This window comes from Streptosporangium sp. OZ121, from assembly GCF_051918885.1.
Taxonomy (GTDB): domain Bacteria; phylum Actinomycetota; class Actinomycetes; order Streptosporangiales; family Streptosporangiaceae; genus Streptosporangium.
The window spans coordinates 218,126-236,476 of record NZ_JBPXMC010000006.1; the positions used below are offsets into that span (position 1 = coordinate 218,126).

General features: G+C 71.4%; 15 protein-coding genes. 8 read left to right on the plus strand and 7 right to left on the minus strand.

Annotated elements, in window-relative coordinates; all coding sequences use genetic code 11:
* Positions 1-165 precede the first annotated feature (165 nt).
* Both mtrB and mtrA read right to left on the minus strand, forming a co-directional pair.
* Positions 166-1,887 (minus strand): MtrAB system histidine kinase MtrB, encoded by a 1,722-nt coding sequence (gene mtrB / locus ACTOQ1_RS14725; RefSeq protein WP_440067440.1) that lies wholly within the window; start codon positions 1,885-1,887, stop codon positions 166-168.
* A 25-nt stretch (positions 1,888-1,912) separates the two neighbouring features.
* Complete coding sequence (gene mtrA / locus ACTOQ1_RS14730; protein ID WP_030907316.1) at positions 1,913-2,590, minus strand: MtrAB system response regulator MtrA; 678 nt, start codon at positions 2,588-2,590, stop codon at positions 1,913-1,915.
* Positions 2,591-2,932: 342 nt separating this feature from the next.
* Between mtrA and ACTOQ1_RS14735 the strand changes: the two genes are divergently transcribed.
* From ACTOQ1_RS14735 to ACTOQ1_RS14755, 5 genes are all read left to right on the plus strand, one after another.
* Positions 2,933-4,225 carry a hypothetical protein gene (locus ACTOQ1_RS14735; protein ID WP_440067443.1) on the plus strand — a complete coding sequence of 431 codons (1,293 nt, stop codon included), beginning with the start codon at positions 2,933-2,935 and terminating at the stop codon, positions 4,223-4,225.
* The gene (locus ACTOQ1_RS14740; RefSeq protein WP_440067444.1) at positions 4,210-4,851 is read left to right on the plus strand and encodes a DUF4129 domain-containing protein; all 642 of its coding nucleotides are present in this window, start codon (positions 4,210-4,212) and stop codon (positions 4,849-4,851) included. Before ACTOQ1_RS14735 ends, ACTOQ1_RS14740 begins: the two co-directional genes overlap by 16 nt.
* Positions 4,848-6,185 carry a DUF4350 domain-containing protein gene (locus tag ACTOQ1_RS14745; protein WP_440067446.1) on the plus strand — a complete coding sequence of 446 codons (1,338 nt, stop codon included), beginning with the start codon at positions 4,848-4,850 and terminating at the stop codon, positions 6,183-6,185. The genes ACTOQ1_RS14740 and ACTOQ1_RS14745 overlap by 4 nt, the downstream gene beginning before the upstream one ends.
* A 71-nt stretch (positions 6,186-6,256) precedes the next feature.
* A complete protein-coding gene (locus ACTOQ1_RS14750; RefSeq protein ID WP_440067620.1) occupies positions 6,257-7,219 on the plus strand; it encodes an AAA family ATPase in 963 nt (320 codons plus the stop codon).
* A 2-nt stretch (positions 7,220-7,221) separates the two neighbouring features.
* The gene (locus tag ACTOQ1_RS14755) at positions 7,222-8,586 is read left to right on the plus strand and encodes a DUF58 domain-containing protein (protein ID WP_440067448.1); all 1,365 of its coding nucleotides are present in this window, start codon (positions 7,222-7,224) and stop codon (positions 8,584-8,586) included.
* A gap of 12 nt (positions 8,587-8,598) precedes the next feature.
* On the opposite strand, the gene ACTOQ1_RS14760 is transcribed toward ACTOQ1_RS14755, so the two are convergent.
* Positions 8,599-9,594, minus strand: coding sequence for a stage II sporulation protein M (locus ACTOQ1_RS14760; protein WP_440067450.1), 996 nt, complete (start codon positions 9,592-9,594; stop codon positions 8,599-8,601).
* 37 nt (positions 9,595-9,631) lie between these two features.
* Between ACTOQ1_RS14760 and ACTOQ1_RS14765 the strand changes: the two genes are divergently transcribed.
* Complete coding sequence (locus ACTOQ1_RS14765) at positions 9,632-10,723, plus strand: RDD family protein (RefSeq protein WP_440067451.1); 1,092 nt, start codon at positions 9,632-9,634, stop codon at positions 10,721-10,723.
* 168 nt (positions 10,724-10,891) lie between these two features.
* Here ACTOQ1_RS14765 and ACTOQ1_RS14770 read toward each other — a convergent pair whose 3' ends face one another.
* Together ACTOQ1_RS14770 and ACTOQ1_RS14775 are read right to left on the minus strand one after the other, a co-directional pair.
* Positions 10,892-12,286, minus strand: a complete 1,395-nt coding sequence (locus ACTOQ1_RS14770; protein ID WP_440067453.1) for an LVIVD repeat-containing protein — start codon at positions 12,284-12,286, stop codon at positions 10,892-10,894.
* A 279-nt stretch (positions 12,287-12,565) separates the two neighbouring features.
* Positions 12,566-13,999 carry an LVIVD repeat-containing protein gene (locus tag ACTOQ1_RS14775; protein ID WP_440067455.1) on the minus strand — a complete coding sequence of 478 codons (1,434 nt, stop codon included), beginning with the start codon at positions 13,997-13,999 and terminating at the stop codon, positions 12,566-12,568.
* Between the two features lie 182 nt (positions 14,000-14,181).
* Here ACTOQ1_RS14775 and ACTOQ1_RS14780 point away from each other — a divergent pair, with 182 nt between their 5' ends.
* Complete coding sequence (locus ACTOQ1_RS14780; protein ID WP_440067456.1) at positions 14,182-14,811, plus strand: DUF305 domain-containing protein; 630 nt, start codon at positions 14,182-14,184, stop codon at positions 14,809-14,811.
* Positions 14,812-14,966: 155 nt separating this feature from the next.
* Here the strand turns inward: ACTOQ1_RS14780 and ACTOQ1_RS14785 are convergent, their stop codons facing one another.
* Together ACTOQ1_RS14785 and ahcY are read right to left on the minus strand one after the other, a co-directional pair.
* Positions 14,967-16,208, minus strand: a complete 1,242-nt coding sequence (locus ACTOQ1_RS14785; protein WP_440067458.1) for an adenosylhomocysteinase — start codon at positions 16,206-16,208, stop codon at positions 14,967-14,969.
* A 145-nt stretch (positions 16,209-16,353) separates the two neighbouring features.
* Positions 16,354-17,781 (minus strand): adenosylhomocysteinase, encoded by a 1,428-nt coding sequence (gene ahcY, locus ACTOQ1_RS14790; RefSeq protein WP_440067459.1) that lies wholly within the window; start codon positions 17,779-17,781, stop codon positions 16,354-16,356.
* A gap of 221 nt (positions 17,782-18,002) precedes the next feature.
* On the opposite strand from ahcY, the gene ACTOQ1_RS14795 reads away from it, so the two are divergent.
* Positions 18,003-18,344 carry a MerR family transcriptional regulator gene (locus ACTOQ1_RS14795; RefSeq protein WP_440067461.1) on the plus strand — a complete coding sequence of 114 codons (342 nt, stop codon included), beginning with the start codon at positions 18,003-18,005 and terminating at the stop codon, positions 18,342-18,344.
* Positions 18,345-18,351 lie beyond the last annotated feature (7 nt).

Here is an 18,351-nt window from a genome sequence, read left to right on the forward strand (position 1 = left end):
GCGTTCCGCGCGCCCGCCCTCAGCGCCGGCCCGCGCCCGGGTCGCCTCCCGCCGGTCCGGGACCGCGCCGCGCCTCCTCCCGGCACCGGCCCGTACCGCGCCTCGCGGGTTCCGGGCCGCGCGGCGCCCCTCGCCGGCTCCGGCCGGCGTCGCGCCCGTTCGGTTCTAGTCCGCATCGCGTCCCCCGTCGGCCACCGCCGGCGACAGCACCGGCGTCACGTGCCCTCGCCACGTGCGTCGCATCTCGACCTCCGGGGGTACGAGCGGCAGGGGCGAGCCCCTGAGCACCGCCCCGGCCACCCTGGGCAGCGAGAGCCGGAACTGCGACCCCTCGCCGTGCGAGCCCCACGCCTGGAGCCAGCCGCCGTGCAGGATGGCGTCCTCGCGGGAGATGGCCAGCCCCAGGCCCGTACCGCCGATCGTGCGCGCCCGGGACGGGTCGGCCCGCCAGAACCGGTCGAACACCAGGTTCTCCTCGCCGGGTTTCAACCCCACCCCGTGGTCCCGTACGGCCACCGCCACCGCGTCCCTGTCGGCGGCGACCGAGACGATGACGTCGCGTCCCTCGCCGTGCTCGATCGCGTTGAACAGCAGGTTGCGCAGGATGCGCTCGACCCGGCGGCTGTCCATCTCCGCCATGCACGGCTCGCCGGGAAGGCGCAGGTCGAAGCGGGTGGAGTGGCGCTCGGCCAGCGCCTCGGAGTCGGCGACGGCGCGGAGCACCACGTCCCTGACGTCCACCGGGTCGACGTCGAGGTCGGCCGCGCCCGCGTCGTAGCGGCTGATCTCCAGGAGGTCGGCGAGCATCGCCTCGAACCGGTTGAGCTGGTTCTGCATCAGCTCGGCCGACCTGGCGGCCATCGGGTCGAAGTCCTCGCGGGCGTCGAAGAGCAGGTCGGCGGCCATCCGCACGGTGGTCAGCGGGGTGCGCAGCTCGTGCGAGACGTCCGAGACGAACTGGCGCTGCACCTGGGAGAGCTCCTCCAGCTGATGGATCTTCAGTGCCAGGTTGGCGGCCATCTCGTTGAAGGAGGTCGCCAGGCGGGCCAGGTCGTCCTCTCCTCGCACCTTCAGCCGCTCGTCCAGGCGCCCTGCGGCGAGCCGCTCGGCGGCCTGCCTGGCCAGCCGCACCGGCGTGACGACCTGGCGGGTGACCAGGGAGGAGATCGCGGCCAGCAGCAGCACGAGCCCGGCGCCGACGAGGATGATCATTTGCTGCACCGAGGCGAGAGTCTGCTCCTCCCTGTCCAGCGGGACCAGGTGGTAGATCTCGTACGACGAGTCGAGGCGGGTGCCGATGATCATTCCGGGCACCGGCTGCTCGGGCTGCCCCTTGTAGTACAGCGGGGTGTACCAGGTGCTGTCCTCGCCCGCCTCCTTCTTGAACAGCTCCTCGCGCTGCCTGGGCGGGATGCTGCGGGGGTCGATGTCCGTGGTCCCGTAGAACGCCCCGGGCAGCTCCTCGTTCCGGATGATCACCGAGTAGCGGCTGGCCGAGCCCGCGCGCCGCGCGAGCGCCTCCGTGGCCTGGCCGAGCGGGCTGCCTCCCGCCGCCTGCGGCGCCTGGCCCGGCTCGACGGGCTGCTTGGCGGCCTCGGCCGCCGGCTGGCTGAGATAACCGAGCACCGCGTTCCTGTCGGCCTGCGCCTCGCTCTTGGCCGCGCTCTCCCTGGTCTCCAGGGTGGTCCTGATGATCTGCTGCATGAGGAAGACGCCGAGCACGGCGACGACCACGATGGAGATGACCATCGTGCTGGTGACCACGCGCAGCTGGAGCGAACGCCAGAAGACGCGGCGCGCCCGGCCGGCCACGCGCCGGGTGCGGCGCCGCACACCCCGCAGCAGCTGGCGCGGGGTGCGACGGCGTTTCTTCGGTGCGGGAGGCATCTCGGGGTCCGGGGGAGGTCGGCGGCTAGGCCGGCCCGGCCTTGTAGCCGACCCCGCGGACCGTCACGACGATCTCGGGGTGCTCGGGGTCCTTCTCGATCTTCGCCCGGAGCCGCTGGACGTGCACGTTGACCAGGCGGGTGTCGGCCGCGTGGCGGTAGCCCCAGACCTGTTCGAGCAGGACCTCGCGGGTGAAGACCTGGCGCGGCTTCCTGGCGAGGGCGACCAGCAGGTCGAACTCCAGCGGGGTGAGGTTGATGGTCTCCTCCTCCCGCTTGACCGAGTGCCCGGCGACGTCGATCGTGATGTCGCCGATCTGCAGGATCTCCGGCGTCGGCTCGTCGGTGCGGCGCAGCCGGGCGCGGACCCTGGCGACGAGCTCCTTGGGCTTGAAGGGCTTGACGATGTAGTCGTCGGCCCCCGACTCCAGCCCGAGCACCACGTCGATGGTGTCGCTCTTGGCCGTCAGCATGACGATCGGCACCCCGGACTCGGCCCTGATGCGCCGGCAGACGTCGATCCCGTCGGCGCCGGGCAGCATCAGGTCGAGCAGGACCAGGTCCGGCCGGGTGTCGCGGAACGCGTCGAGCGCCTTGTCACCGTCGGAGACGAAGGAGGGCTCGAAGCCCTCCCCGCGCAGCACGATACCGAGCATCTCGGCGAGAGCGGCGTCGTCGTCGACGACCAGCACGCGTCCTTTCATGGCCCCTCATTCGGTTTACGCAGTTCGGGAGTTATTGGGATAAACCGCTCGATCGTCGAAGATTACCCTTGTCCGCCTACTGGATGACACCGGTCGACGACCGGGCGTCCAAATGACGAATTTTAGGCGCACGCAACGTGAAACGCGCAGTGGTGCCCCCTACGGCCGCCGCCGGCCCCGGCGACTGCGGACGCCGGGCGATGATGACCACGGTCACAGTCTGCGGTAAACCACGGCGTCTCGGCCATCCCTCCGCCATCTCCGCCGCTCTCCTGAAGGATGAAACGTTCGCGTGATCGCCCGATCACGACGGATGGCGGGTCCACATGTCAGGATTGGGATATGTCAGACGGTCACGGCTCCACTCCCGGCGCTCCCGACACGCCCCCCGGCTGGGCGTCCAACCAACCTCCGCCGTACGGAAACGCCCCGGGATCGCCGTGGACCGCGCCCGGACCGGCGTCCGGCACTCCCCAGAGCCCGCCCCAGGGGTTCCCGCCGGGCCCTCCGCCGGGCCCCGGGCAGCCCTACGGCCAGGCGCCGTACCAGCAGCCGTACCAGCAGGGCCCCTACGGCATGGGCGCGCCGCCCCCCGCGATGCGCCCCGGCATCATCCCGCTGCGCCCGCTCGGCCTGGGCGACATCCTCGACGGCGCGATCAAGCTGATGCGCTCCAACCCCAAAAGCGTCCTGGGCCTGTCGGCGATCGCCGCCGCGCTGGGCGCGATCCCCCTGGCGGTCGGGCAGGCGATCATGCTCACCTCTCTCGCCCCGATCGTGGAGAACCCGAACGCGGCCCCTCCCGAGGAGAGTTTCCTCACCCAGTACGGCGGCAGCCTGCTCTCCTTCGCGGTCCAGTTCGTCGCGGTGACGCTGCTGACCGGCGTGCTGACCCGCATCCTGGGCCGCGCGGTGTTCGGCGGCAAGATGACGGCCGGCGAGGCCTGGACGCTGACCCGCAACCGGGTGCCCACCCTGTTCGGGCTGGTCGTCGTCAACCTCGTGGTCCTGTTCGTCCCGATGGCCCTGATCGTCGGCCTGTTCCTCGCGCTCGGCGCGGCCGGGGCCGGGGTCTCCGCGGTGGCGGTCGTGGGCGTGGTGGCGCTGCTGGCCTACGTGGTCTACGCCTTCTTCGTCACCACCCGGCTGCTGCTCGCCCCGGCGGCCGCGGTGCTGGAGCGGCGCGGCGTCGTCGACTCCCTGCGCAGGTCCTGGCACCTGGTCTCGGGCGGCTTCTGGCGGACGCTCGGCATCATGATCCTCACCCAGATCATCGCCTTCCTGGTCGGCCAGGTGCTCGCCTTCCCCTTCGTCCTGGGCGGAAGTTTCTTCGCCATCCTCGGCGGGGGCTCCACCGGCGCGCAGATCGCCTCGGCGGTCCTCATCGCCGTGGGCGTCACCCTCGGCTCGATGATCACCTATCCCTTCCAGGCGGGGGTGAACGGCCTGCTCTACGCCGACCGGCGGATGCGCTCCGAGGCGTTCGACCTGGTGCTCCAGACCGCGGCGATCGAGCAGCGGCGGCAGGGATGGGTCCACGCGTCGGCCGACGACCTGTGGGATCCCTCCGTCACGCCCGGAGGCCCCACCCGGCACGGGTCCCCCGACCAGGGAGCCCCGTGGTCCCACTCCTGACGTCCCCGATCGACGTCGAGCGCGAGGAGGCGCGGCGCCAGGCGATCCAGGAGCTGCTCAGACCCGAGTACGCCAAGGAGTCCCTGGTCGACCGCCTCTGGCGGAACGTCAACCAGTTCCTCGGCGACCTGCTCGACCAGGAGTCCCTGGGCGCCGCCGGCAGCGTGGCGGCGCGGGCGGCCCTCCTGGTCATCGTGATCGGGATCGTCGTCGCGCTGCTCCTGATCGCCCGCAGGACCGCCGGGGGCGGCACCTCCCGCGCGGAGGGGATCTTCGGAGACCGCCGCCTCACCGCCGCCGAGCACCGCGAGGCCGCCGAGCGGCTGGCGGCGGAGAGCCGGTGGGCCGAGGCGGTCCGCGAGCGGCTCCGGGCCGTCGCCCGCGATCTGGAGGACCGCGTGATCATCGACTACACGCCCGGCCGTACCGCCGATGAGCTGGCCGTCGAGGCCGGCCGCGCGCTGCCCTCGCTCGCCGCCGAGCTGGCCTCCGCGGCCCGGGTGTTCGACGACGTGACCTACGGCGAGATACCCGGCACGCCCGAGGCGTACGGGATCATGCGCGATCTCGACGATCACCTGCGCGCGGCCCGCCCGGCGCCCGTCGTACGGTCGGACGCGCCGTGAACCCCGCCGCGCCCGGGCAGCCGGGGTCGACCGCCCCCGAGGCCACCTCCGAGGCCACCTCCGAGGCTGCTGCCGAGACCTCCGCCGAGGCCGTCCCCGAGACCTCCGGGCGGACCGGCGCGCGGGCCGGCTCACGGGCCGCCGGACAGGCCGCCGCACGGGACTCCGCGACGACCTCCACCTCGCCGACCTCCACCTCGCCGACCGCCGCCGGCCTCTGGCGCGGCGGCAGGGGCGCCCTCCTGGTGGCGCTCCTCGTGGTCGCCGTCGCCGTCGTCGGCGTGCTGCTCGGCGGCTCCGGCGGACCGGGCAGTACCCTCGACCCCGCCGGCACCTCGCTGTCGGGAGGCAAGGGCCTGGCCAGACTGCTGCAGGCGCGGGGCGTGCGGATCGAGCGGGTCACCTCGGTCTCCGAGGCCGTGGCGCTGGCCGGGCGGGCGGGTCCCGCGGGCAGCACCCTGCTGGTGAGCCCGGACTTCCCGCTCGACGAGGACGAGGCGGAGCGGCTCGCCGCGCTGCCCTCGGACCTGCTGGTGGCGGGGGTGCGAACCCACCTGAACGTGCTCGCGCCGGGAGTGGTCCCGATGCGGGAGGCGCGGGCGCGCTCCCGCGAGCCCCGGTGCGGGCTGCCGGCCGCGGCGAGGGCGGGCAGCGCCTACACCGGCGGCGTGGCCCTCACCCCGCCCCCCGGGTCGATCGGCTGCTACCCCGCGGACGGGGTGCCCACCCTGGTCTCCCACAGCGGCGCGGGCCGGACGGTCACCGTCGCGGGCGACGGGAAGTTCATGACCAACCTGCGGCTCGCCGAGGACGGCAACGCCGCGCTGGCGGCGAACCTCGCCGGCGGGCGGCCCACCCTGATCTGGCTGACCGCCCCCGAGACCGCCTCCCCCGCGGGCGGCGGCAAGGCGGGCTTCTACGACCTGGTCCCCGAGGGGGTCAAATGGGCCGTGGTACAGGTGCTCGTCGCGGTGCTGCTGCTGGCACTCTGGCGGGGCCGCAGGCTCGGCCCCGTGGTGTCCGAGCGGCTGCCCGTCGTCGTGCGGGCGGCCGAGACCGTCGAGGGACGTGCCAGGCTCTACCGCGCGCGGCGGGCCCGCGACCGGGCCGCCGCGGCGTTGCGGGCGGGCTTCACCGACCGGGTCACCCCCCGCCTCGGGCTGCCCTCGGGGACGGGACCCGACGCGCTGGTGAACGCGATCGCCGAGCGGACCGGCCAGGCGGCGTCGCACGTGGGCGCCGCCCTGTACGGACCGCCGCCGGTCGACGAGGCGGGGCTGGTAGCCCTCGCCGAATACATGGACATCGTGGAAAGGCAGGTCGGAAAGTCGTGACCACACCACCGGGGAACGGCGGTCTCACCGAGGCGACCTCCGTCGTCAGGACCGCGCCCGGCGCATCCGCCGTGCCCGCCGCGCAGAGCGCGGACCGCGCCAGGGAGGCACTGGGAGCCCTGCGCGCCGAGGTCTCCAAGGCGGTCGTCGGCCAGGACGCCGTGGTCACCGGGCTGGTGATCGCGCTGCTCTGCCGGGGACACGTGCTGCTCGAGGGCGTGCCCGGCGTCGCCAAGACCCTGCTCGTCAGGACGCTGGCGGCGGCGCTCTCCCTCGATTTCAAGCGGGTGCAGTTCACCCCCGACCTCATGCCGGGCGACATCACCGGCTCGCTGATCTACGACGCGAAGACGTCGGAGTTCGAGTTCCGCGAGGGGCCGGTCTTCACCAACCTCCTGCTCGCCGACGAGATCAACCGCACGCCCCCGAAGACGCAGGCCGCGCTGCTGGAGGCGATGGAGGAGCGCCAGGTCAGCGTGGAGGGGTCGGCGCGCGGGCTGCCCGACCCGTTCATCGTGGCCGCCACCCAGAACCCCGTCGAGTACGAGGGCACCTACCAACTGCCCGAGGCGCAGCTCGACCGGTTCCTGCTCAAGCTGACCGTCCCGCTGCCGCCCCGCGATCAGGAGATCGCGGTGCTGGAGCGGCACGCGCTCGGCTTCGACCCGCGCGACCTGTCGTACGTCAAGGCCGTGGCCACCGCCGCCGACCTCGCCGCGGGACGCGCGGCGGTCGGCCAGGTGCACGTGGGCCCCGAGGTGCTCGGCTACATCGTGGACGTCGCCAGGGCCACCCGCCAGTCGCCCTCGCTCCAGCTCGGGGTCTCCCCGCGCGGCGCCACCGCGCTGCTGGCCGGGGCGCGGGCCTGGGCGTGGCTGTCCGGCCGCGCCTACGTGACGCCCGACGACGTCAAGGCGCTGGCCAGGCCCGCGATGCGGCACCGGATCCAGATACGCCCCGAGGCCGAGCTGGAGGGCGCGACCGCCGACGGCCTCATCGACGCCATCCTCGCCTCCGTCCCCGTCCCCCGCTGACCATGGCGCTGACGGGACGGGCCGCGCTGCTGGCACTGCTGGGCACCCTGGCCGTGCTGCTCGCCCCCCGGCCGGGGCCGGCCGTGGCCGGGGTGGCACTGTTGATCGTGGCGCTGGTCGTGGTCGACCTGCTGCTGGCCGGGAGCGTGCGCCCGCTGCGCTTCACCCGCTCGGGCGAGCGGCTGGTACGGCTCGGCGAGTCGGTCACGGTCGAGCTGATCGTGGAGAACCCCGGCCCCCGCCGGGCGCGCGGCGTGCTCAGGGACGCCTGGCCGCCGTCCGCCGGTGCCACGCCCCGGCACCTGCCGTTGGACGTGCCCCCGGGCGAGCGCCGCCGGCTGGTCACGACGCTCACTCCCACCCGCAGGGGCGACCGCGAGGCGGTCACGGTGACGGTGCGGTCGCTGGGCCCGCTGGGCGTGGCGGCCCGCCAGGGCTCGCACCGGGTGCCCTGGTCGGTCCGGGTGCTGCCGCCCTTCCTCAGCCGCAAGCACCTGCCTGCCAAGCTGTCCAGGCTCAGGGAGCTGGAGGGCCGGCACCCGTCGATGATCCGGGGGCAGGGCACCGAGTTCGACTCGCTGCGGGAGTACGTGGTGGGTGACGACGTCCGCTCGATCGACTGGCGGGCCACCGCGCGCCGCAACGACGTCGTGGTCCGCACCTGGCGGCCCGAGCGCGACCGCCGGGTGCTGATCGTGCTCGACACCGGGCGCACCTCGGCCGGCCGGGTGGGCACCGCCCCGATCCCGCTGGCCGGCGAGGTGCCGGGGACCGCCGGGCGCGGGCGGTCGCGGGTCGTGCCCGGCTGGCCCCGCCTGGACTGGTCGATGGACGCGGCGCTGCTGCTGGCCGCCCTGGCCTCCCGCGCGGGCGACCGGGTCGACTTCATGGCCCACGACCGGGGGGTGCGCGCCTGGGTGTCCGGCACCGGCCGCACGGAGCTGCTGTCGTCGCTGGTCAACACCATGGCCCCGATCGAGGCCGAGCTGGTCGAGGCCGACTCCGCGGGGATGGTCGCGGCCGTCATGTCGCGGGCCAGGCGGCGCTGCCTGGTCGTCGTGCTGACCGACCTCAATCCGGCGGCACTGGAGGAGGGCCTCCTGCCGGTCCTGCCCCGCCTCTCCTCGCGGCACCTGGTGCTCCTGGCCGCCGTCTCCGACCCGCAGGTGGCCGAGATGGCCGCCGGGCGCGGCACCTCCGAGCTGGTCTACGGCGCGGCGGCGGCCGAGCACCTGAGCGCGGGACGGCGCAGGATCACCGCCCTGCTGCGCCGCCAGGGCGTGGAGGTCGTGGACACCGCCCCCGAGCAGATCGCCCCGGCCCTGGCCGACGCCTACCTGGCGCTGAAGGCGGCCGGGCGGCTCTGAGCCGCGTGGCGCTCAGCCGGCGCTGGGGGCCAGGTCGGGGGCGCGCTCCACGTCGCCGCTCTCGCCCGCGGCCACGGCCCGGCGGCCGAAGAAGATCACGTAGGCGAGGAAGGCGGCCTCCGCGACCACCCCGATGCCGATCCGCGCCCAGGTGGGCAGCCCCGAGGGGGTGACCAGGCCCTCGATGAGCCCCGAGACGAGCAGCACCACGACCAGGCCGAGGGCCACGCTCATCACGGCCCTGCCCTGCTCGGCCAGGGCCTCGGCACGCCTGCGCGGGCCGGGGTCGACGACCGTCCAGCCGAGGCGCATGCCGGCGGCCGCGGCGAGGAACACCGCGGTGAGCTCCAGCAGGCCGTGCGGGGTGATCAGCCCGAAGAAGATGTCGAGCTTGCCGCGCGAGGCCATCAGCCCGGCGGAGACGGCCACGTTGAGCGCGTTCTCCCACAGGACGTACGGGATCGGCAGGCCCAGAAAGATCGACATGATGATGACCTGCATCGAGACCCAGGCGTTGTTGACCCAGACCTGCCCGGCGAAGGAGGTCGCCGGGTTCTCCGAGTAGTAGTCGGCGAAGTCGTGTTCGACGAGCTGGGTGATCTCTTCGGGGGTGGCGATCGCCCCCTGGACGTCGGGGTTCTGCCCCACCCAGACGGCGACGACCGTGGAGACCAGCAGGAACGCGACGCTCGTGGCCAGCCACCACCAGCGGGCCCGGTAGGCGACCACCGGGAAGGAGACCGTGAAGAAGCGGACGAACTCCCGCCAGGCCGGGGTGTGCGCCCCGGTCACGGCGGAACGGGCGCGGGCGACGAGCGCCGACAGGCGGCCCACCAGGATCGGGTCGGCGGAGGCCGAGCGGACGAGGGAGAGGTGCGTGGCGACCCGCTGGTAGAGGTCGACCAGCTCGTCGACCTCGGCGCCGTCCAGCGAGCCGCGCCGCCGGACCAGGTCCTCTAGACGGTCCCAGGCGGGCCGGTGCGCGGTGACGAAGGCGTCGATGTCCACGCGGGCAGCCTATCCAGTCGAAGGTAGGGTGCTGAGTGTGTCCGATGTCGTAACCGGCGAGGCCGTCGTCGTCGAGGTCCGTGTCGCCCAGCTTCCGAGCAGGGCCGCGGCGCTGCTGATCGACATGACGGTCCAGGTCGTGACGCTGTTCGGCGCCTCCCTGCTGGTCGGCAGCCTTGGATTCCTGAACGATTCGGCACTGACGGCGATGGTCTACATCGTGCTCACCGTGCTCGTGGTCGTCGGCTACCCGGTGGCCTTCGAGACGCTCACGCGCGGGCGCAGCCTGGGCAAGCTCGCGCTGGGGCTCCGGGTCGTCAGCGACGACGGCGGCCCCGAGCGGTTCCGGCAGGCCCTGTTCCGCGGGCTGGCGGGGGTCCTGGAGTTCTGGATGCTCAGCGGTGCCCCCGCGCTGATCAGCTCGCTGATCTCGGAGAAGGGCAAGCGGCTCGGCGACGTCTTCTCCGGCACCATGGTGATCTCCGAACGCGTCCCGCGGCAGTACGGGCCGCCGCTGGACATGCCGCCGCCGCTCGCACCGTGGGCGGCGACGCTGGAGCTGTCACGGCTGCCCGAGCAGGTCGCGGCCACCGCGAGACAGTACCTCATGCGCTGGCACGACCTGGCCCCCGCCGTCCAGCACGAGATGGGCGTGCGCATCGCCACCGAGATGTCGGCCTTCGTGTCCCCGCCGGCCCCGCCCGGCGTGCCGCCGTTCGCCTACCTGACCGCCGTGCTGGCCGAGCGCCGCCGCCGCGAGCAGGCTCGTCTGGCCCAGCAGTGGCCCGACCGGCAGCGGCCCGGCGAGCAGGGGGCCGGTCAGCGGTGGTCCGGTCACGGCGCGCCCCCGCCCCACCGGGCTCACCCGCCGTCGCTCCAGCCCTACCCGGCCGCGCCGCCCCCGCCGCCCCCGCCGCCGTACGCGCCCTCGGGGAACGGGGGCGGGCCGTACGCGCCTCCCGGGTCGGTGCCCCTGCCTCAGGCCCGGCCCGACCACCGGCCGCCGCAGCCGCGGATCCCGCTGCCTCCCCCGGTGGACCCGCCGCACCCGGCACCCCCGCCGCCCGCGGCCGGGCCCTCCACGCGGGAGCCCGGCCCCACACCCGGCGGATTCGTCCCTCCCGCCTGACCTCCTCCGTCGGATCCCCCGCCGGCGCGCCGGCGTACGGGCGTGACGTCGGCGGCGGCGCGGTAACGCGAAGAGGGACGGCGGGAGACCCGCCGTCCCTCTCATGAGACCCGCGAACCCGCTACGGGTGTCTCATCGGTGCCGCTCGCCCTCGCGGGCGACCGCGCGTCAGTGACCGTGGCCGTGACCGTGGCCGTAGGAGGCCTGGGTCTGCACGTTCAGCCGGTCCAGGCGGACGCTCCTGGCCGGGTCGGTGCGGCGGTCGTCGATCTTGAGAACGTCCAGTCCCCTGCGGAAGTCGCTGGCGTAGACGTAGCCGTTGTAGTAGTACGCGGACCAGATGCCGCCGCCTCCGCCGTCGGGCTCGGGGCCGCGCTCGAAGAAGCCGAACTCCTGCGGCTTGGAGGAGTCGGTGAAGTCCACGAAGGAGACGCCGCCCTGGTACCAGGCCTGGACCATGATGTCCTTGCCCTTGACCGGGATCAGCGAGCCGTTGTGCGCGACACAGTTCTCGGTGTCGGCCTGGTGGCGAGCGATCTTGAAGTAGCTCTTGAAGACCAGCTTGCCGCGGACGATGTCGTAGTAGGCGTTGGCGCCGCGGTTCGGGCCGATCGCCTCGTTGCAGGTGGCCTGGCCGCCACCGCCGAGCTCGTCGGTGAAGACGACCTTGGTGCCCTTGTTGTTGAACGTCGCCGAGTGCCAGAAGGCGAAGTTCGGGTCGGTGACCCGCGCGGTGATCACCGGGTTCTCCCGGTCGGAGATGTCGAACAGGACTCCGTCACCCATGCAGGCTCCGGCCGCGATGTCCTTCTCCGCGTAGACGGTGATGTCGTGGCAACCGCTGGTCGGCAGCAGCAGGCCCGGCTGCGTCTCGTTGCCGCCGTCGGGGAAGACGACCGGCGTCTTGACCACGGCCGCGGCGGTCGGGTTGCGCAGCGGCACCTTGATGACCGAGATCTTGTCGTGCGGCGGCAGGCAGTCGGGGAACGTGGCGTTCGGGTTGTAGGAGGAGACGTAGAGGTAGACGTTACGCCGGTCCCTGGACTTGCCGGGAACGAGTGTCAGGGTGTGGGAACCGCAGTTGGTCTCGACCGACTTGATGTATTTGGGGTTCTTCTTGTCGCTGATGTCGAAGATCCGAACCCCTTCCCACGACTCCTTGACGCTGGCGGGCTGGGCGACGCTGTTGCAGGAGTCGTCGTTGCGGGAGTTGTCGACCGCGGCGAACAGCAGGTCGCCGTGGACCGACACGTCCATCTGGGAGCCCGGGCACAGGACGCCGCTGACGAGCTTGGCGCGCCTCGGGTTCCTGATGTCGTAGATCGAGAAACCGCCGTAGTTGCCGACGTAGGCGTAGTCGCCCTGGAAGGCGATGTCGCTGTTGGTGGTGGCCTCAAGGCCGGGGAGCTTGGGCAAGGTGCCCACGTGCGTCACGTTGGGGCTGGTGACGACCTCACCGGGCGGGGGAATGTCGGCGGCCTGGGCCGAGACCGTGGACATCAGCATCGCGGCGGCCGTCGCCGCCACTACCAACGCCCGGACGGTCCTTCGGGGAGCGAACACTCGGGTGCCTCCTTGGAGCAGACATAAGGCATGCATAAATTAGCAAATCGCCCCTCCTGACAGCCGGATCGACACAGCGTGTCTTTGTCACAATAAAATATGAGATTAACTCTTTACGAGAGCCCGAGAAAAGCTTATGGTTTATGCCCCTTCTGTAGCTTTTGGGCTTTTCCTGACACGCAGAACGGCCACCGGACGCTCGTCGAGCGCCCGGTGGCCGTCACCGGGTGGTGGCCGTGGCCGTCGTCAGAGGTCGATGGCCGTGACCGCCCTCAGATGTCAGTGACCGTGGCCGTGGCCGTGGCCGTGGCCACCGCGGTAGGACGCCTGGGTCTGCGCGTTCAGGATGTCGAACTTGACCTTCTCCGCCTTGTCCGTACGCCGGTCGTGGATCTTCAGGACGTCAAGGCCGAGGTTGAAGTCGCTGCCGTAGATGTGGCCGTTGTAGTAGTACGCGGACCAGAAGCCGCCGCTGAGCGCGGGGGCGGTGTTGTCGGGGCCGCGCTCGAAGAACGCGATCTCCTGCGGGTTGGCCGAGTCGGTGAAGTCGACGACCGAGATGCCGCCCTGGTACCAGGCCTGGACCATGATGTCCTTGCCCTTGACCGGGATCAGCGAGCCGTTGTGCGCGACGCAGTTCTCGGTGTCGGCCTGGTGGCGGGCAATCTTGAAGTAGCTCTTGAAGGTGAGCTGCCCGTCCTTGAGGTCGTAGTAGGCGTTGGCGCCGCGGTTCGGGCCGATCGCCTCGTTGCAGGTGGCCTGGGTGCCGCCGCCGAGCTCGTCGGTGAAGATGACCTTGGTGCCCTCGTTGTTGAACGTCGCCGAGTGCCAGAACGCGAAGTTCTCGTCGTCGCGGACCGTGGTGATGACCTTCGGCTCGAGCGGCTTGGAGATGTCCATCAGGACGCCCTCGCCCATGCAGGCTCCGGCGGCGATGTTCTTCTCCGGGTACGCGGTGATGTCGTGGCAGCCGGTCGTGGCCGAGGTGCGCTCGGGGTAGGGCAGGGTCTCACCCGGGTTGCCGCCGTCGGGGAACAGGACCGGGGTGGCGACGACCGAGGCGGACGCCGGGTCGCGCAGCGGCACCTTGATGATCGAGATCTTGTCGTGCGGCGGCTGGCAGTCGGGGAACGACGCGTTCGGGCTGTAGGAGGAGACGTACACGTAGACGTTCTTGCGGTCCCTCCCCTTGCCCGGGACGAGCGTCAGGGTGTGCGAGCCGCAGTTGGTCTCGACGGCCTTGATGTACTTGGGGTTCTTCTTGTCGCTGATGTCGAAGATCCGGATGCCCTCCCACGACTCCTTGGTCGCCGCGCTCTGGCCGACGCTGCTGCAGGAGTCGTTGTTGCGGGAGGAGTCGACCGCGCCGAAGAGCAGGTCGCCGTAGACCGACACGTCCATCTGCCCGCCGGGGCAGACCACCGAGCTGACCAGCGAGGTCTTGCTCGGCTTCCTGATGTCGTAGATCGAGAAACCGGTGTAGTTGCCGACGTAGGCGTAGTCGCCCTGGAACGCCATGTCGGTGTTGATGTCCGTCAGCGGACCGGGCTTGGGCACGTTCAGGACATGCTCGATGTTCGCGCTCTTGGCGATCTCGCCGGGAGCCGGGATATCGGCGGCCTGCGCGGGGAACGCAGCCAGCGCCGTCGCGACGGCAACCCCGGCCACAAACAGGAAGCGGCCGGTCAGGCCCTTCCCGAGGGGGGTGGACACTCGTGAACCTCCTTGACACATGCACCCAAATAAAAGGTGCATAAATGCTTAAATGGTTCATGGTGTACGGTCATCCGGCAAGCCGTCACAGTGTCAGCAACTGTTGCCGGTATGTGGTCTTTACGGACCGGCCCCGCAGGGGTTACGGTCTTTCGTCACTGGACAATCACGAAGGAGGCCGGGTGCGCGTCGCGCTCATCGTCGTGCTCGCCGCCCTGTCCCTCAGCGCGTGCAGCTCCGAGCCCGAGCCTGCCCCCTCCCCGCAGGCGTCGGCGCCGATCATCGTTCCCGGCAGGCCGGGTGAGGTCGCCAGGACCGTCGGCCCGAGCGAGGCCGCCACGCTCGTGCCCACGCCCACCCCCAACGCGGCCGACGTGACGTACGTCCAGAAAATGGTCGTCCACCATCGCCAGGCCCTCGACATGGCCTCCCTGGCCCCGACCCGGGGCGAGCACGTCAGGTTGAAGAGCCTCGCCTCGCGCATCAAGGACTCGCAGGGGCCGGAGATCCAGTTCATGATCTCCTGGCTCCAGCAGCAGGGCCTGCGGGCCCCCGAGCACCACGCCGAGCACGACGCCATGCCCGGCATGGCCTCGCCCGAGCAGATGGAGGCGCTCAAGGCCGCCTCGGGCAAGGACTTCGACCGGCTCTTCATCCAGCTCATGACCGCGCACCACCAGGGCGCGCTCAAGATGTCCGAGCAGGTCCTGATCTCCGGCTCGCACCAGCGGATCGAGGAGCTGGCCAACGACGTCTCGGCCGGCCAGAGCGCCGAGATCCGCAGGATGCAGGAGATGCTGGCCGAGCTCTGACGACGGCGGGCTCAGGCGGCGGGCTCAGGCGGCGAAGACCGTCACCACGAGACCCCGACGACGGCGGGCGCGACGGCGAGGCCCTGACCGCGACGCTCGGGAGCGCGACGGCGAGGCTCGGGCGGCGACGCCCGTGACGACGCCCGAGAGCGTGACTACGAGCCGAGCCGCCAGGAGTGGAGATACTCCTCCTGGTCGGAGGTGAGCTCGTCCGTCTCGATCCCGGCCGCGGCCAGCTTGAGCCGCGCCACCTCCACGTCGACCTCCCCCGGCACGTCGTAGACCCCCGGCTCCAGCCGTGCCCGCTCGCGGACCAGCCACGCCACCGAGAGCACCTGCGCGGAGAAGGACATGTCCATGACGGCGGCCGGATGCCCCTCGGCGGCGGTCAGGTTCACCAGGCGGCCCTCGGCGAGCAGCAGGAGCCTGCGGCCGTCGGCGAGGACGTACTCGTCGGTGTTGGGGCGCACCCCCCGGTGGACGGCGTGCGCCAGGTCGTCCAGGGCGCGGACGTCGATCTCGACGTCGAAGTGCCCGGCGTTGGCGAGGATCGCGCCGTCCTTCATCTCGGCCAGGTGCTCGCCCCTGATCACGTCGCGGTTGCCGGTGACCGTGACGAACACGTCCCCGATGCGGGCCGCCGCCGCCATCGAACGTACGTCGTAGCCCTGCAGCGAGGCGTCCAGCGCCTTGACGGGGTCGATCTCGGTCACCACGACCCGCGCCCCCAGGCCCCTGGCCCGCTCGGCGACGCCCCGGCCGCAGTAGCCGAATCCGGCGACCACCACGGTCTTGCCCGCGAGCAGGGTGTTCGTGGCGCGCATGATCCCGTCCATGGTCGACTGGCCGGTGCCGTAGCGGTTGTCGAACATCCGCTTGGTCCGCGTGTCGTTGACCGCCACCACGGGGAACCTGAGCGCATTCTCCGCGGCCATCTGGCGGAGCCTGATGATCCCGGTGGTGGTCTCCTCACACCCGCCGGAGACCGTCTCCAGCAACTCGGTCCGCTCCGTGTGCAGGATGTTGACGAGGTCGCAGCCGTCGTCCAGGACGATGTCCGGGACGATGTCGAGCGCCTGGTGGATGTGGCGGTAGTAGGCGTCCATGGTCACCCCGGCCTGCGCGTACACGACGACGCCGTAGTCACGGAGCGCCTCGGCGACGTCGTCCTGGGTGGACAGGGGGTTCGACGCGGCCAGGGCGATCTCGGCCCCGCCCGCCTTGAGGGTGCCCATGAGCACGGCGGTCTCGGCGGTGACGTGCAGGCACGCGGCGATCCGCAGCCCCTCGAAGGGCCGTTCGGCGGCGAACCGCTCGCCGAGGGCGGTGAGCACCGGCATCGACCGCGCCGCCCACCCGATCCTCAGCTCCCCCTCGGCCACCAGAGCGCTGTCCACGTCTCTCCCCAGATTGCCGGAACCTCAGATTGCCGGAACTCCGGATCATCCGAAACCCGAAACCTCGAATTCCGAAATCCGAAACCCCGGATCGCCCGAAGGCCCCCGCGAAGCCGCGGGGGCCGGTGGAACTCGACCGAAGGTGTCAGTAACGGTAGTGGTCGGACTTGTAGGGGCCCTCGACGTTCACGCCGATGTACTCGGCCTGGGCCTTGGTGAGCGTGGTGAGCTTCACGCCCAGGGCGTCGAGGTGGAGGCGGGCGACCTTCTCGTCCAGGTGCTTGGGCAGCACGTAGACGCCGACCGGGTAGTCCTCGGTCTTGGTGAACAGCTCGATCTGCGCGATCACCTGGTTGGTGAAGGAGTTGGACATGACGAACGAGGGGTGGCCGGTGGCGCAGCCCAGGTTCATCAGGCGGCCCTCGGCGAGCACGATGATCTGCTTGCCGTCGGGGAAGCGCCAGGTGTGGACCTGCGGCTTGACCTCGGTCTTCTCGATGCCCGGAATCCGCGCCAGGCCGGTCATGTCGATCTCGTTGTCGAAGTGACCGATGTTGGACACGATCGCGTTGTGCTTCATCTGGGCCATGTGGTCGGCCGTGATGATGTTGAAGTTGCCGGTCGTCGTGACGAAGATGTCGGCGATGCCGACGACCTCCTCCAGGGTGGTGACCTGGAAGCCGTCCATGGCGGCCTGGAGCGCGCAGATCGGGTCGATCTCGGTGACGATGACGCGGGCGCCCTGGCCCTTGAGCGCCTCGGCACAGCCCTTGCCGACATCACCGTATCCGGCGATGACCGCGACCTTGCCGCCGATCAGCACGTCGGTGGCGCGGTTGAGGCCGTCGATCACCGAGTGGCGGCAGCCGTACTTGTTGTCGAACTTCGACTTGGTCACCGAGTCGTTGACGTTGATCGCCGGGAAGAGCAGCGTGCCGCTCTTGAACATCTCGTACAGGCGGTGCACGCCGGTGGTGGTCTCCTCGGTGACGCCCTTGATGCGCGAGGCGACCTGGGTCCAGCGGCCCTCGTCGGTGACCGTGCGGCGGAGCAGGTCGAGGACGACGCCCCACTCCTCGGGGTCGTTCTCGCCCGCGCTGGGCACGGCGCCGGCCTTCTCGTACTCGCTGCCCTTGTGGACGAGCATGGTGGCGTCGCCGCCGTCGTCGAGGATCATGTTGGGGCCGTCGTCACCGGGCCACGTCAGGGCCTGCTCGGTGCACCACCAGTACTCCTCCAGGGTCTCGCCCTTCCAGGCGAAGACCGGGACGCCCTGGGGGTTCTCCGGGGTGCCCTCCGGGCCGACGACCACGGCGGCGGCGGCGTGGTCCTGGGTGGAGAAGATGTTGCAGCTCACCCAGCGAACCTCCGCGCCGAGCGCGACGAGGGTCTCGATGAGCACGGCGGTCTGGATGGTCATGTGCAGCGAGCCCATGATCTTCGCACCGGCCAGCGGCTGGGCCGCGGCGTACTCCTCGCGGATGGCCATCAGGCCCGGCATCTCGTGCTCGGCGAGCTGGATCTCCTTGCGCCCGAAGGCCGCAAGAGAAAGGTCGGCGACCTTGAAGTCCATGTGTGGTTACCCCTCTGGTTGATGGCGGCGTTCGCCTCACACCCTCGCCCGTCGCGCTCGTCTCGCGATCGTGCTTCGTTCCGGGGCCGGGCTCGCCGTTCCATCGGAACAGTCGACGCCTGCGAGTTTAGGCGGCTGAAGCACCTCCGCGCACCTTCTGAACGGGTAACCTGACACAAGAATGTAAGTTTTCCCGCAAAACCGCTGGAAAGAGGTCACCGATGCGGATCACCGAGGCCGCCGGCAGGCTGGGCATGTCCCCCCGGATGCTTCGCTACCGCGAGGCGCTCGGCCTGCTCCCCCCGGTCAGGAACCAGGGCGCGCACCGGCGGTTCGGCCCCGACGAGCTCTCGGCCGTCGCCCAGAGCCTCGAGCTGGAGAAGCGGTTCGACATCTCCCCCGCCGAGCTGGCCTTCGCGCTGCGGGCGCTGAGCGAGCCCGCGGTCGCGCAGGCCGTACGGGACCTGGGGCTGCGGATCGGCCGCCTGCAGGCACCCCGCAGGGCACTGGACTTCGAGAAGGAGAAGGCGCTGCGCCTGCTCCAACGCCGCTCCCAGGGGTGACGCCCCG

Excerpts from the sequence above, each read along its gene's own strand:
- mtrB (WP_440067440.1), bottom strand. The coding sequence starts at position 1,887 with ATGCCTCCCGCACCGAAGAAACGCCGTCGCACCCCGCGCCAGCTGCTG.
- ACTOQ1_RS14795 (WP_440067461.1), top strand. The coding sequence starts at position 18,003 with ATGCGGATCACCGAGGCCGCCGGCAGGCTGGGCATGTCCCCCCGGATG.
- mtrA (WP_030907316.1), bottom strand. The coding sequence starts at position 2,590 with ATGAAAGGACGCGTGCTGGTCGTCGACGACGACGCCGCTCTCGCCGAG.
- ACTOQ1_RS14755 (WP_440067448.1), top strand. The coding sequence starts at position 7,222 with ATGGCGCTGACGGGACGGGCCGCGCTGCTGGCACTGCTGGGCACCCTG.
- ACTOQ1_RS14735 (WP_440067443.1), top strand. The coding sequence starts at position 2,933 with ATGTCAGACGGTCACGGCTCCACTCCCGGCGCTCCCGACACGCCCCCC.
- ahcY (WP_440067459.1), bottom strand. The coding sequence starts at position 17,781 with ATGGACTTCAAGGTCGCCGACCTTTCTCTTGCGGCCTTCGGGCGCAAG.